The sequence below is a fragment of the Thermodesulfovibrionales bacterium genome, assembly GCA_035686305.1.
Taxonomy (GTDB): Bacteria; Nitrospirota; Thermodesulfovibrionia; order Thermodesulfovibrionales; family UBA9159; genus DASRZP01.
Genome location: DASRZP010000061.1, coordinates 1 through 11,614 on the forward strand (window position 1 = coordinate 1; position 11,614 = coordinate 11,614).

At 49.4% G+C, this 11,614-nt stretch carries 17 protein-coding genes; 14 read left to right on the top strand and 3 right to left on the bottom strand.

Going from position 1 to position 11,614, the window contains the following annotated elements; genetic code table 11:
• The 12 genes from VFG09_07255 to rplQ form a co-directional block, all read left to right on the top strand.
• On the top strand, positions 1-181 hold a 181-nt coding region (locus tag VFG09_07255), incomplete at its 5' end, for a 50S ribosomal protein L18 (protein ID HET6514941.1).
• A 97-nt stretch (positions 182-278) separates the two neighbouring features.
• Positions 279-794: a 30S ribosomal protein S5 gene (rpsE, locus tag VFG09_07260; protein ID HET6514942.1), complete on the top strand. Its 516-nt coding sequence runs from the start codon at positions 279-281 to the stop codon at positions 792-794.
• A 10-nt stretch (positions 795-804) separates the two neighbouring features.
• The gene (gene rplO / locus VFG09_07265; GenBank protein ID HET6514943.1) at positions 805-1,248 is read left to right on the top strand and encodes a 50S ribosomal protein L15; all 444 of its coding nucleotides are present in this window, start codon (positions 805-807) and stop codon (positions 1,246-1,248) included.
• Positions 1,249-2,553 (top strand): preprotein translocase subunit SecY, encoded by a 1,305-nt coding sequence (secY, locus tag VFG09_07270; GenBank protein ID HET6514944.1) that lies wholly within the window; start codon positions 1,249-1,251, stop codon positions 2,551-2,553.
• A gap of 81 nt (positions 2,554-2,634) precedes the next feature.
• The gene (map, locus tag VFG09_07275; protein HET6514945.1) at positions 2,635-3,384 is read left to right on the top strand and encodes a type I methionyl aminopeptidase; all 750 of its coding nucleotides are present in this window, start codon (positions 2,635-2,637) and stop codon (positions 3,382-3,384) included.
• A gap of 22 nt (positions 3,385-3,406) precedes the next feature.
• Positions 3,407-3,625, top strand: a complete 219-nt coding sequence (infA, locus tag VFG09_07280) for a translation initiation factor IF-1 (GenBank protein ID HET6514946.1) — start codon at positions 3,407-3,409, stop codon at positions 3,623-3,625.
• A 62-nt stretch (positions 3,626-3,687) separates the two neighbouring features.
• Positions 3,688-3,801, top strand: a complete 114-nt coding sequence (rpmJ, locus tag VFG09_07285) for a 50S ribosomal protein L36 (GenBank protein HET6514947.1) — start codon at positions 3,688-3,690, stop codon at positions 3,799-3,801.
• 9 nt (positions 3,802-3,810) lie between these two features.
• A complete protein-coding gene (rpsM, locus tag VFG09_07290) occupies positions 3,811-4,185 on the top strand; it encodes a 30S ribosomal protein S13 (GenBank protein HET6514948.1) in 375 nt (124 codons plus the stop codon).
• A gap of 6 nt (positions 4,186-4,191) precedes the next feature.
• Positions 4,192-4,578: a 30S ribosomal protein S11 gene (gene rpsK, locus VFG09_07295; protein ID HET6514949.1), complete on the top strand. Its 387-nt coding sequence runs from the start codon at positions 4,192-4,194 to the stop codon at positions 4,576-4,578.
• Between the two features lie 2 nt (positions 4,579-4,580).
• Positions 4,581-5,207, top strand: coding sequence for a 30S ribosomal protein S4 (gene rpsD / locus VFG09_07300; protein HET6514950.1), 627 nt, complete (start codon positions 4,581-4,583; stop codon positions 5,205-5,207).
• Positions 5,208-5,238: 31 nt separating this feature from the next.
• Positions 5,239-6,243 carry a DNA-directed RNA polymerase subunit alpha gene (locus VFG09_07305; GenBank protein HET6514951.1) on the top strand — a complete coding sequence of 335 codons (1,005 nt, stop codon included), beginning with the start codon at positions 5,239-5,241 and terminating at the stop codon, positions 6,241-6,243.
• A gap of 32 nt (positions 6,244-6,275) precedes the next feature.
• Positions 6,276-6,701, top strand: coding sequence for a 50S ribosomal protein L17 (rplQ, locus tag VFG09_07310; protein ID HET6514952.1), 426 nt, complete (start codon positions 6,276-6,278; stop codon positions 6,699-6,701).
• A gap of 543 nt (positions 6,702-7,244) precedes the next feature.
• On the opposite strand, the gene VFG09_07315 is transcribed toward rplQ, so the two are convergent.
• The gene (locus VFG09_07315; protein ID HET6514953.1) at positions 7,245-7,541 is read right to left on the bottom strand and encodes a hypothetical protein; all 297 of its coding nucleotides are present in this window, start codon (positions 7,539-7,541) and stop codon (positions 7,245-7,247) included.
• 121 nt (positions 7,542-7,662) lie between these two features.
• Between VFG09_07315 and VFG09_07320 the strand changes: the two genes are divergently transcribed.
• Positions 7,663-9,258 carry a HAMP domain-containing methyl-accepting chemotaxis protein gene (locus VFG09_07320; GenBank protein HET6514954.1) on the top strand — a complete coding sequence of 532 codons (1,596 nt, stop codon included), beginning with the start codon at positions 7,663-7,665 and terminating at the stop codon, positions 9,256-9,258.
• Between the two features lie 649 nt (positions 9,259-9,907).
• The gene (locus VFG09_07325) at positions 9,908-10,291 is read left to right on the top strand and encodes a hypothetical protein (GenBank protein HET6514955.1); all 384 of its coding nucleotides are present in this window, start codon (positions 9,908-9,910) and stop codon (positions 10,289-10,291) included.
• 108 nt (positions 10,292-10,399) lie between these two features.
• Here VFG09_07325 and VFG09_07330 read toward each other — a convergent pair whose 3' ends face one another.
• Together VFG09_07330 and VFG09_07335 are read right to left on the bottom strand one after the other, a co-directional pair.
• Positions 10,400-11,188, bottom strand: a complete 789-nt coding sequence (locus VFG09_07330; GenBank protein HET6514956.1) for an SDR family NAD(P)-dependent oxidoreductase — start codon at positions 11,186-11,188, stop codon at positions 10,400-10,402.
• A gap of 179 nt (positions 11,189-11,367) precedes the next feature.
• The coding region (locus VFG09_07335; protein HET6514957.1) for a TetR-like C-terminal domain-containing protein at positions 11,368-11,614 on the bottom strand (247 nt) is incomplete at its 5' end.

Below are 11,614 nucleotides of genomic sequence, written 5' to 3' on the forward strand. Positions count from 1 at the left end.
GAAGTCAGAGAAGGGACACAAGGGGAATGTGGGTCTGGCAAAGAAGGTCGGAGAGCTGATAGCGAAAAAGGCTGTGGATAAGGGGATCAGGAAGGTTGTCTTTGACAGGGGTGGCTACCTGTATCACGGAAGAGTAAGGGCCTTGGCCGATGCAGCACGGGAGAAGGGACTGGAATTTTGAAAGCAGATTGCGAATATCAAAGTGCAACATGGACGGCTGTTCTTGTGAAGTCTGCGCTTTGAAATCTTCATGGTGAATTTGCGCAAAAGGAGGTATGGTGGGAAGGATTGACCCGGACGGACTGACTCTGAAAGACAGGGTTGTATTCATCAACAGAGTTGCTAAGGTTGTGAAAGGTGGAAGGAGGTTCTCCTTTAGCGCCCTTGTTGTCGTGGGCGATGGGGGTGGTATCGTCGGTATCGGAAAAGGTAAAGCTGCCGAGGTCCCTGAGGCAATCAGGAAGGCTGTTGAGCAGGCCAAGAAATCCCTCATGAGATTCCCAATCAAGGACGGAACAATCCCCCACAGGATCATAGGCAAGTACGGGTCAGGCTCCGTGGTTATGAACCCTGCTTTGAAGGGCACAGGACTCATAGCGGGCGGCGCCGTAAGGGCGATCCTCGAAGTGGCGGGGATCCACGATATTGTCGCTAAGTCGCTTGGCGGACACAATCCATACAATACGGTTAAGGCCACGCTCGATGGCTTGTCGAGGCTGAAGGATCCTGGCGTTGTCACCAAATTACGGAAGAGGTCAGAAGAAGAACAAGAGAATCAGGAAGCAAAGGAATAGGGAAACGATCATGAGGATAGAGGATTTAGAGCCGGCAAAGGGCAGTAGGAAAAGGTGTAAGAGGGTCGGTCGGGGTGTTGGTTCAGGCCACGGCAAGACTTCCTGTAAGGGACATAAGGGACAGAAGGCAAGATCGGGCGGAGGCAAAGGCGCAGGCTTTGAGGGAGGTCAGATGCCGATGCAGAGACGTCTGCCGAAACGCGGTTTTAACAATGAGCCCTTTTCGAGAGAGTATGCGGTCGTCAACCTGAAAGACCTTGCAAGGATAGAGGACATCGATCTCATAACCCCTGATCTCCTCTACGAGAGATGGATCGTCAAGGATATGAAGGATGGTCTCAAAATTCTCGGCGACGGCGAAATCATCCGTGCCGTGACGATCAGGGCTCATGCCTTTAGTGCTGCTGCGATCGATAAGATAACGAAGGCCGGCGGTAAGGCAGAGGTGATCTGATTGCGTATCATCACCGTTTTCCAGAACATCTTTAAAATTGCAGAGTTGAAGAGCAGGGTGCTTTTCACCCTTGCGCTCCTCGCAGTATACAGGGTAGGTGCCCACGTACCGACGCCAGGGATAAACGGTGAGGAGCTCAGCAAATTCCTTACGGAAAAGGGCGGAGCCCTGATGGGATTCTTCGATATGTTTTCCGGAGGTGCGCTCTCAAGAGTCACGATCTTTGCCCTCGGCATCATGCCTTATATCAGTGCTTCCATCATCCTTCAGCTCCTTACGGTTGTAATCCCCGCTATAGGAAAGATGGCAAAAGAAGGGGAAGCGGGAAGAAAAAAGATTATCAAGTATACGAGGTATGGAACGGTCGTCATCAGCGCCATACAATCCTTTGGCATTGCCGTGGGTCTTGAAGGCATGGCTCAGGGCGCGTTTATACAGAATCCGGGCTGGTCGTTCAGGCTTCTCACGATGATCACCCTTACTGCCGGAACGGCCTTTATCATGTGGCTTGGCGAGCAGATTACCGAGCGAGGGATCGGGAACGGAATATCCCTCATTATCTTTGCCGGCATTGTGGCGCGGTTCCCAAACGCGATTGTCAGTACCTTCAGGCTGATCCAGGCCAATGAACTCTCCATTTTCTTCGTGATCTTTCTCGTGGCGATGATGGTAGCCGTTGTCGGGAGCATCGTTTTTATCGAACGCGGTCAGAGAAAGATCCCGGTTCAATACGCAAAGAGGGTCGTCGGCAGGAAGGTCTACGGAGGCCAGAGTACCCATCTTCCCTTAAAGATCAATACCTCAGGTGTTATCCCCCCGATATTTGCGTCCTCGATCATCATGTTTCCTGCAACCGTTGCAGGATTCATCCCCATACCCTGGGTACAGAGCATCGCAAGAGGGCTCTCTCCGGGCACGCTGCCTTATACGGCGCTCTATGTCGGCATGATCTTCTTCTTCAGCTATTTTTATACGGCTATTATTTTCAATCCCGTTGATATCGCCGATAACCTCAAGAAATATGGTGGTTATATACCGGGAATAAGGCCGGGCCAAAAGACATCTGAATATATCTATAAGGTGCTTTCGCGATTGACCTTCGTCGGCGCCATATATCTTGCGATTATCTGTGTATTGCCTGAATTCCTGATAAAAAAATTCAATGTGCCTTTTTATTTCGGCGGCACGTCGCTCCTGATTGTTGTCGGAGTCGCCCTGGATACCGTTTCTCAGATTGAGTCACACCTCCTGACTAGGTCATACGAGGGATTCCTCAAGAAGGGAAGGATTAAGGGGAGGAGATGACCATTTTCCCCAAGGCTTCAGGCATGCGCTCGCCTGAGGGTTCTTTGAAAAAGACGTAACGCTTTGCGCCTGAGCAGGTAGATGATCATCATAAAATCTCCGCAGGAGATAGATCGGATGGCTCAGGCTTGCAGGATCGTTGCTGAAACCCTTGGAGCAATTCAAGAGATCGTCAAGCCGGGCATCACGACGAGGGATATCGAAGGGTTTGCTGAAAAGATGGTCCTGGCGAAAATGGGGATCCTCGCATTCAAGGGATACAGGGGCTATCCTTCCGGGATATGCACCTCTGTCAACAATGTGGTTGTTCACGGTATCCCATCATCCTTGAGGTTGAAGGAAGGTGACATCATAAGTCTCGATCTTGGGGTGTATCAGAATGGCTTTTATGGTGATGCTGCCGTTACACTACCTGTCGGCAGGGTGAGCCGGGATGCCGAAAGGCTCCTCAGAGTGACAGAAGAATCCCTTTACCTGGGCATCGAACAGGCAATCCCGGGAAACAGGGTTTCTGATATTTCCTGTGCCGTCCAGAGGCACGTGGAGGCCCACGGTTTTTCGGTTGTAAGGGCATTTGTGGGGCACGGGATCGGGAGATCACTGCATGAAGAACCGCAAGTCCCGAATTATGGCTCTCCAGGACAGGGACCCCGATTACGGTCGGGTATGACCCTTGCCATTGAGCCTATGGTGAACGCAGGAGGCTACGAAATTATGGTTCTCGACGACGGCTGGACTGCGGTGGCCGCTGACGGTAGTCTCTCGGCTCATTTTGAGCATACTGTTGCCCTGACCGGAACCGATGTAAGAATATTGACGAAGATCGATTGAAGTCTTTATAATATAAAGCTCAATGCCGAAGGAAGAGAATATAGAGGTTCAGGGCACTATTCTGGAGACCCTTCCAAATGCTATGTTCAGGGTAGAGCTTGAGAACGGGAAGGTCATCCTCGCCTATGTGTCGGGGAAGATGAGGATGCATTTTATCAAGATATTACCGGGGGACAAGGTTACGGTCGAACTTTCGCCCTATGACCTCACAAAGGGTAGGATAACGTACCGGTTTAAATAGCGTTGCATGACGGACCACAGGATTGAGGAATCCACAATAACGGAAGGTTAGGGAGCGGAATCATGAAGGTCAGATCGTCGGTAAAACCAATATGTGCCAAGTGCAAAATAGTGAAGAGAAGGGGAGTCATCAGAATTATCTGTGAGAACCCGAGGCACAAACAGAGGCAGGGATAGGAGGAGGCGATGGCAAGGATCGCTGGTGTTGATTTACCAAAGAATGAACGGATAGAGATCGGATTGACAAGAATATTCGGGATCGGGAGGCCCCTCTCTCAAAAAATACTCGATGAGACCAGGGTTAATCCCAACATACGGGTTAAAGATCTCAAGGACGAGGATATCGTAAAGATAAGGAATGTTATTGACAGAGACTTCAAAGTCGAAGGCGATCTGAGGCGAGAGGTCGCGATGAGCGTAAAAAGACTTACGGACATCGGGTGTTACCGGGGTATTCGACACCGCACGGGTTTGCCTGTCAGAGGGCAGCGGACCAAGACAAATGCCCGCACGCGCAAGGGACCGAGAAAGACCATTATGGGCAAGAAGAAGGAGGCGTAAACATACATGGCTCAGGGGAAGAAGACTTCAAGGAAAGAGAAAAAGAATATCAATGTTGGTGCGGCCCACATCCAGGCAACATTCAATAATACCATTGTGACCATCACTGATCAGAGCGGAGGAGTGGTGACGTGGTCAAGCGCAGGAAGCCTTGGGTTTAAAGGATCGAGGAAGGGCACGCCCTATGCGGCACAGATGGCTGCCGAGGCTGCTGCCAAGAAGGCCGTTGATATGGGAATGAAGCAGTTGGACGTCTTTGTTAAGGGTCCGGGCGCCGGGAGAGAGTCTGCCATAAGGGCATTGCAGGCGGCCGGGTTAGATATTAACCTTATCAAGGACGTAACGCCCGTTCCCCACAACGGATGCAGGCCTCCAAAGAGAAGGAGGGTTTAAGCGTGTCACGATATATCGGACCGGTGTGCAGGATGTGTAGGAGAGCTGGCGAAAAGCTTTTCTTCAAGGGTGACAGGTGTTTTACTGAGAAGTGCGGCGTGGAGCGGCGGAAATATCCGCCGGGACAGCATGGCCAGAGCCGGGGCAAACTGTCCGATTATGGTGTGCAGTTAATGGAGAAGCAGAAAGTGAGAAAGCCTTACGGCCTTGCCGAAAGACAGTTCAGACGGTATTTCCACGAATCTGAAAGACGGAAAGGGGTTACCGGCGAGATCCTCCTGCAACTGCTCGAATGCCGCCTTGATAATGTGGTGCACAGGATGGGTTTCTCTGCGAACAGGAGGCAGGCACGGCAGCTTATCAGCCACGGACACTTCTTGGTGAACGGCAGACAGGTCAACATCCCTTCATACGTCGTGAAGGCGCAGGACGTTGTCGAAGTCGTGGAATCGAGCAGGGTGATCGGTGCCATACAGGAGAGCCTTGAGAAGGTTGAGCACCGCGGCCTTCCGGCCTGGATCGAGATGGATTTTGCCAACTTTAGGGGAAAGGTTTTGCACATACCTTCGAGAGAGGAGATCCAGCTTCCGGTGAAAGAACAGCTCATTGTTGAGCTCTATTCGAAATAAAACTGCTACTAATTAAGGCATAGGAGGCCTAATGGATTTAAAGAAAAAAGGCTTTCAACTACCCGATAAGATTCGGTTTGATGAAGAGACGCTTACTGATACCTACGGGAAGCTTGTTGCAGAGCCCTTTGAGCGAGGTTTTGGTATTACCATTGGGAATGCCCTCAGGAGGGTGTTGCTTTCTTCCATTGAGGGAGCTGCCGTTACCGCGGTCAAGATACGGGGCGCTTTACATGAGTTTTCGAGTCTGACGGGAATTAAGGAGGACGCCCTCGACATTATTCTCAATATAAAGAAACTGAGATTCAGGCTCTATGGAGACGGAAAGAGGACTGCCATCGTTAAGGCTACGGGGCCTAAAGAAGTCAAGGGGGGCGACCTCCATCTTGACTCGGGGATCGAGATTCTCAATCCTGACCAGCTTATAGCCACTCTTGATAAGGGAGCTCCCTTTGACGTGGAACTCACGATCAAGAAGGGTAAGGGATATGTTCCTGCCGAGTTGAATAAGGAAGAAGGCCTTCCTGTCGATATGCTTGCGATAGACTCTGTGTTTAGCCCGATACGAAAGGTTAATTTCATTGTCGAGAAGGCAAGAGTCGGACGGGCGACCGACTATGACAGGCTTGTTATGGAAATCTGGACTGACGGGAGCCTGACCCCGCAGAGGGCCATCTCTCAGGCTGCCTCCATCATGATCGACTACATGGATTTCTTTGTCTTCGAGGAAATGGAAGAAGGCGGGGAGTTCGAGTCGAACGAGAGCTCCGGTATGGTATTGGTACCGGGGGCTGACGACCCGAGTGTTAACGAGAATCTCCAGAAGAGTGTTGATGAGCTCGAACTCTCTGTCCGCGCCTCGAATTGTCTCAAGAACGCACAGATAAAGACGATTTCAGAGTTGGTTCAGAAAACGGAACACGAGATGCTGAAGACAAAGAATTTCGGACGCAAATCTCTGAACGAGATCAAGGAAGTGCTCCATTCCATGGGACTTCGCCTTGGCATGAGGATTGATATGGACGCACTGAAATAATGGTATACTGGGAAGCGGAGGTATAGACAGGAATGAGGCATAGAGTTTCAGGCAGGCTATTCGGCAGGACAGCGAATCAGAGGAAGGCCCTTCTGAGAGGCCTCATGGCTTCGCTGTTTGAGTATCAGAGGATAGAGACGACATTGGCCAAGGCCAGAGAGATCAAGAAACTGGCAGAGCGCGTTATAACCCTGGGCGTGAAAGGCGACCTCCATTCAAAGCGCGTTGCCCTTTCCCATGTCCCGAACAGGAGCGCCGTTGCGAAGCTCTTTAATGACATTGCGCCGAGGTTTTCCGGGAGGAACGGCGGGTATCTCAGACTGGTTCAGACGCGGAACAGGGTGAATGACGGTGCTCCGATGGCGGTCCTTGAGTTTGTCGATTATGAAGAAGTGAAGGCAAAGAAGGAAGAGAAGAAGGCGAAGCCGAAGAAAGAGGAGACGAAGAGCGGTGAGTGATTGGATGCTGGTCCTGGGAATCCTCGTTGTCTGGTTGGTTCTGCAGTTCGTTGTCTTTCCCCGAATCGGAGTTCCTACCTGAGTGGTGGGTCATAAGGAGTCGGGGACTTCAAAGAAGAAATGCTGAAGTAAAGGACAAGATATAGATTATAAAATAAGAGACGCAGACTTTTGCCTGCGTTTTTTGTTTTTTTGGAAAGGGAGAAGGAGGGCGCTCTCTATTACTACATAAGTCAGAAGCATGCCTCAGACCTGTCATTTCCGCAAACGAAGAGCGCCGCGAACCCTTCTGAAGACAAGAAAGATTCCTGACAAGCCGGGATGACAGAGTTGCGGCTTAATGTGGCTTTGTTAATGATCGTCCCAGTTCCGACTATGAATAATCAAAAGAAAGTTTGCCACTTGGACCATTCTCTAGCCGTGTTTGTTCTGATGCTTAAGGTCTCGAAGAATTTCTGCTATGTTGCTGGGTGATGCAGTGTCCCAATCAAACCCATGGGTTAGTGCCAGTCGGTGTTCATGGTCACTGCCTCACCAACTCCTTCATGCAAGTGCTCTTTCAGGTTTAAACGGAACCCCATCCCACATCATGTAATACGCTGCTCTCGCTAGCTTATGAGCCAGCGCACTGTGTGCGATCGGTGCATTTGTCTTTCTCAGTTTGCGATTATAGTAGGACCTTGCTTCAGGGTCAAACCGCCGCGCCAGTTCTGATTCCTCTCCATAGGCCCATGACAGATACTTGTTTCCGTTCTTCCTATTGGTGGTCCCTTTCTTTTTCTCATTGCTGAATCTCGCTGCGGGTACCTTCCTGCAGAAGCGGTCGTCACTCTTGCCCATCACCTTGATGACTCTGTATCTAGCCGAAAACCGTAAGCACCGCTAAAGTTTTTATTCCAATAGATCGATAATTACATATAGATTGTTTGAAAGACTTTGATAGTAAGAGGAAACAGACGACATGATGAGGCTCAAAAACATTTCCATAAAGTGGAAAATAGCCGCCCCAATACTGATATTCATCGCAACAGGAATTCTTCTGACTACGTTAATCACCGCTAGGAATACCGAGTCTATTGTACTCAATGAAGTCGAACGATCCACTCTTTCAGGATACAGGGATTCAGTTCTTAATGCGCTAACCACTATGATGCTCGCAAACAATATTAAGGAAACAAAAGGACCGTATCTTGAACAGATGCGCACTGTCATAGATCTGCGGGTAATCCGATCTGAGAGGCTTGACCAGCAATTCGGCAAAGGTTCGGCAGACGAATATCCTGCTGATGATCTTGACAAAGAGGTCATTCAAAGAGGGATCGAACGGGTAGTTCTGGATGGAGAGGCAGTGCGCGGTGTTTATCCTTACATCGCCAAAGAGAAGTTCATGGGAAAGAACTGTCTGTCTTGCCACGATGTAAAGGAGGGTACTGTTCTCGGTGCGATCAGCATAAGGGTGCCTCTTAAAGAGTCTTTTCTCAGAATAAGACATATGAAGCATCTTTATGCAGTACTTGGACTGTGCGGCATTATCACAATGACCATAGTCATTTTAGTACTGATGCATCGTGTATTATCCCCACTAAAGGATCTCGTTGCAAAGGTAAGAAGAGTCGGAGAAGGCTATACAGATACCTCGTTATACCTCGATGGGAAAGATGAAATATCCCAGATGTCTCAGAACGTGGATATGGTAATAAAGCACTTTTCAACAATGCTCCATACAATTATAAGCGCATCGTCAAAAATTATGCCGGCCGTGGATACGCTCAGAATTCACGCCCGGACAACATCGGACGGTTCACAAAAACAGGCAGGCCAGGCCCATACCATTGTTACAGCTGCTGAAGAGATGACCCGAACAATTACCGATATAGCGCGAAATGCTTCAGAATCAGCCGAAACTTCAACTGAAGCCATGGAAATTGCCGAAAGTGGTAAGAAGATAACCGACGTATCTGTGGAAACAATAAACGAGCTTAATGCGTCTATTATGCACCTATCCAATATGATAGAGAAGCTTAGCAAGAGAGCATCTGATGTCGGTAATGTAGTGACTGTCATCAAGGAAATCGCTGACCAAACCAATCTGCTTGCTCTTAATGCGGCGATAGAGGCCGCCAGGGCAGGAGAGCAAGGAAGAGGGTTTGCCGTTGTTGCCGATGAGGTAAGAAAGCTGGCTGAAAAGACCATTAAGGCGACAGCTGAAATATCCGGTGAGATAGCTGCAATACAGTCGGAAACTTCTCAAACGGCGGTATCAATGTCAGAATCAACCAAAGGGGTGACAAAGGCTACGGGTCACATAGAGAATCTTAACAATGTGCTCGATATGATAGTAGAATCCATTACGAAGGTGAGAGACCAGATCAACCAGATAGCAGTTGCTGTGGAAGAGCAGTCTGCTACAGCATCTGAGGTTGCCATGAATATTGAATCGACATCGAGTATATCTCGGGAAATAGAGCAAATGGCAGGTAAAGTTACTGAAGAAGTAGAGCGCTTGTCCTCGATCGCAGCTGAGTTAGAAAATACAACGGCTAATATAAAGACCTGATTCCAATGGCAGGTGATCGGAATCAGACGGGACACTACGCCGAGTTGCATAGGATTCCCGCGGAAGAGGAAGAACCAGCTACTGAAAAAGGCTCGCATCTTCATCCCGATGCCATGATCAGTTGAAGTCCAAGTGATAGATCGCCATTGGCAAAGGTGGAGGTCGAATAACCGTCCCCAGTGCATCTCGGCGTGTCGGCGTCAACTATCAGTCGTAACAAGCACCTTTAAATTCGCATCTCAAAGGTATTTTAGGGACGTTGGTTCTCAGAGCGCATTGCTCTGACAGGCGGAAGGGGATCTTTCGATATCCTGTTGTCATGCCGCGACAAGCCCGTTTAGATGTTCCTGACGCCCTTCATCATATTATGGTGCGAGGTATAAATAAGTCTAATATATTTGAAGACGCTCAGGACAAAGCGCGATTTCTGGAACGACTCGGGGAAACGATCATAAAAGGAAAATGTGCGGTTTATGCCTGGGTCCTCATGAACAATCATGTTCATATTCTGTTTAAAAGCGCCAAGGACGGAATGTCAGCCGTCATGAGAAAGCTGCTTATGTGGTATTCGGGGTACTTCAATCGGCGTCATAGGAGAACCGGCCATCTGTTTGAAAACCGCTATAAATCCAAATGTCCCTGGATGGATATGGAAACCGTGCTGTCTCAATTCGGCAATACAAAGAGAAAGGCAATAAGCGAATACAGGAATTTTGTACAAGAAGACGTCGGCAAGGGGAGAAATGCGGAGTTGACCGGGGGCGGATTGATCCGAAGTCAGGGGGGATGGTCCCAGGTGCTGTCCATGAGGAGAAAGGGAGTTAAGGAGGCGGCGGATGAGCGGATACTGGGCAACGGGGATTTTGTCCATCAGATACTCAAAGAATTGGAAGAAAAGGAGCTTCGGCAGGCTGGTCTTGATATCGGTGAGATAATAAGGCAGGAATGCCGGAAGAGCAGAATAAGCCAGGAGGAGCTGAAGAGAGGCAAGGTGTCGGACGGGGTCCCCCGGTTAATGCAACGATGGGGATAGGTCTGGGTTATTACATTCACATTCTGAAATGAGACAAAGATTTGAGTGACGTTCTTGACTGAGTTGACTAAACCTTGAGGAACGTAGATGGTCAGTTGGTTGTAAAAACTATCTTCGTTTATATCCTGTTTTGTCCATGATCAGTCGAGTAATAAACGGGAAGAAATAGGTCAATGCCTCAATAACTCTTATCATCAGGGGCGCCGTAATCTTCTTCTTGCCCTTCAGTACCCCCTTAACGATCGTTTGTGCTGCCCGCTCCGTCGATATTACCGGAATCATTCTTTGTGCCGCCGGCAGTCGCTCTTCGCTTCCCGGGTTGTGATCCCAAAATGTGCTTTCCACCTTGGCGAAATAGACCAGCGATGTTTTGATGTGCGTCCCATACAAATCAGCCGTTAGCGCCTCATGGAATCCAATCATTGCCTTCCGCGCCGAAATATAACCCGTGGCCCCGGAAAAGGGTATTACCGCTGCGAATGACGTAACATTCACGATGTGTCCGGTATCTTTCTTCAGGAAATCCGGCAAGAAAGACTTGGTGATGAAAAATGCACCCAAATAGGGGGCTGCTATCATGTCATACACTTCCTGATACTCTGTTTCTTCAATAAACTTCCACTTGCCCCCACCGGCATTATTGATGATAATGTCCGGTACGCCTATGTCAGTCATTATATGGTTGGCAGTTTCCTTTACCGCTTTCCAATCCCCAACATCAACAGGGAAAGGATCTGCCTCGCCGCCAGCCTCCTTAATCTCCTTTGCGATTTGATTCAATCTGTCCGCATTCCTCGCAAGCAGCAGGACACGGGCTCCCCCGGAAGCAAACTTTCTTGCTGTCTCAGCCCCGATGCCACTCGATGCACCTGTGATAAGGACAATTTTCCCATTCATCTTCGTCTCCTTCTATATCGCGGCTCTTTTCGTCGCATAAGAATCTTCTTTGCTTGTCAGCGCAAGTCTCCTATCGAACCAGAAATCGCGAGTAGCTTGCTCTTTTCCGTGGATTCCTCCTCCTCCATCCTTAACTATGTCTAGGAACGGAACAACGTTTAGTCTTTAGGCCAAAAAAATCACCTCTGACCTTTGCGCAATTTGCTAATTGAGTACTCCAGTGCACCTCCCGCAATTGCCGCGAGATGTTTCTGTGGAAACATGCTGCAGCGTCCTCGGATAATAAGTGAGACGATTCCGTGAACGAGGGACCAGACTGAGAAGGCCGCCACATCCAGCTCTCCTGCCGGCAGGCAGCCGGCCGCAATGCAGTCCTCTACGTTCTTTCTGAGGAGTTCATAGGAACGTCTGCCGGCTGTCCATTCT

Excerpts from the sequence above, each read along its gene's own strand:
- rpsM (HET6514948.1), top strand. The coding sequence starts at position 3,811 with ATGGCAAGGATCGCTGGTGTTGATTTACCAAAGAATGAACGGATAGAG.
- rpsK (HET6514949.1), top strand. The coding sequence starts at position 4,192 with ATGGCTCAGGGGAAGAAGACTTCAAGGAAAGAGAAAAAGAATATCAAT.
- rplQ (HET6514952.1), top strand. The coding sequence starts at position 6,276 with ATGAGGCATAGAGTTTCAGGCAGGCTATTCGGCAGGACAGCGAATCAG.
- VFG09_07305 (HET6514951.1), top strand. The coding sequence starts at position 5,239 with ATGGATTTAAAGAAAAAAGGCTTTCAACTACCCGATAAGATTCGGTTT.
- VFG09_07320 (HET6514954.1), top strand. The coding sequence starts at position 7,663 with ATGATGAGGCTCAAAAACATTTCCATAAAGTGGAAAATAGCCGCCCCA.
- map (HET6514945.1), top strand. The coding sequence starts at position 2,635 with ATGATCATCATAAAATCTCCGCAGGAGATAGATCGGATGGCTCAGGCT.
- VFG09_07330 (HET6514956.1), bottom strand. The coding sequence starts at position 11,188 with ATGAATGGGAAAATTGTCCTTATCACAGGTGCATCGAGTGGCATCGGG.
- VFG09_07315 (HET6514953.1), bottom strand. The coding sequence starts at position 7,541 with ATGGGCAAGAGTGACGACCGCTTCTGCAGGAAGGTACCCGCAGCGAGA.
- rpmJ (HET6514947.1), top strand. The coding sequence starts at position 3,688 with ATGAAGGTCAGATCGTCGGTAAAACCAATATGTGCCAAGTGCAAAATA.
- rplO (HET6514943.1), top strand. The coding sequence starts at position 805 with ATGAGGATAGAGGATTTAGAGCCGGCAAAGGGCAGTAGGAAAAGGTGT.
- infA (HET6514946.1), top strand. The coding sequence starts at position 3,407 with ATGCCGAAGGAAGAGAATATAGAGGTTCAGGGCACTATTCTGGAGACC.
- VFG09_07325 (HET6514955.1), top strand. The coding sequence starts at position 9,908 with ATGGAAACCGTGCTGTCTCAATTCGGCAATACAAAGAGAAAGGCAATA.